This window comes from Robiginitalea marina (genome assembly GCF_024006985.1).
Classification (GTDB): domain Bacteria; phylum Bacteroidota; class Bacteroidia; order Flavobacteriales; family Flavobacteriaceae; genus Robiginitalea; species Robiginitalea marina.
In genome coordinates, this window is the sequence record NZ_JAMXIB010000027.1 from 1 (window position 1) to 1,127 (window position 1,127).

Consider the following 1,127-nt stretch of genomic DNA (forward strand, 5'->3'; position numbering starts at 1 on the left):
GGGGACGGCACGTTCACTTATACGGATGAGGATGGCACCCCTGTAACCTTCGATGCGAAGAGCGCCACGGTGGTGGACAATACGGACGGCACCTATACGATCACGGATGACTTTGGCACTTCGGTGATCATCGACACCAACAACACAGTGACCACCCTGGTCGACAACGGGGATGGCACCTATACCTATACCAATGAATCCGGGGCTGTACAAACGATAAATACCGCTGCCAGTTCCAATCCCTATGACAATGCAGCTTCAGGCCTTTCTGCTACCAACGTGCAGGCAGCGCTGGATGAACTGGCTGCTGATGCTGCCGCGGATAGTGACCAGGTAGTCGGCAATGAATACAACACTTCGGTAGCGGTCACAGCCGGGGCGGTAGCCGTAACCGATGGGGGTGGTACCCTATCGGCACCCCTGATCAGCGGGGACGCAAACAACAACATAACGGTAGGTTCTGACGGGGCGCTGTATCTGAACGTGGCATCGGTGTCCATCGCCGAAACAGTGACCAACCTGACTGATAACGGGGATGGCAGCTTTACCTATGTCAATGAGAACGGGGTTCCCCAGACGGTTAGCAAAGCGGACCTCACAGACAACGGGAATGGTACCTATACCTTTACCAATAATGACGGTTCTGATGTAACCATCAATACAAACGGCATAGCCATAAGCAACACCGTGGCGGGAAACCGCATTGCAACGATCACCGATGCCGGGGGCACAGTAACGGATATCGACGAGACCATAACCACATTAGTAGACAATGCCGATGGCAGTTTTACCTATACTTCTGAAGATGGTACAACTACTGTGTTTACAGAAACCGACGACCAGACCGCAGCAGAAGTATCCGTAGCTGATGCCGGCGGAAACTTTACTTCTTCGGATGTGGAAGGGGTCCTGGCCGAACTTGCTGCCGGTAGCACCGACGACCAGGGGCTTAGCCTGAGCGGCAATACCCTGACCCTGGAAGACGGGGGCAGCGTGGATTTGACCCCGTACCTGGACAATACGGATGACCAACAGATCACAGACTTCAGCCTTACGGGCAACACCCTGACGCTGACCCTGGAGAACGGGGGCACGCAAGATGTGGACCTCTCGGGCTATGTCTCCAC

The 1,127-nt window shown here is 54.7% G+C and carries 1 pseudogene; it reads left to right on the forward strand.

The window, feature by feature from the left end:
- Positions 1–1,127: pseudogene (locus tag NG653_RS14610) on the forward strand (hypothetical protein); the annotation flags it as partial.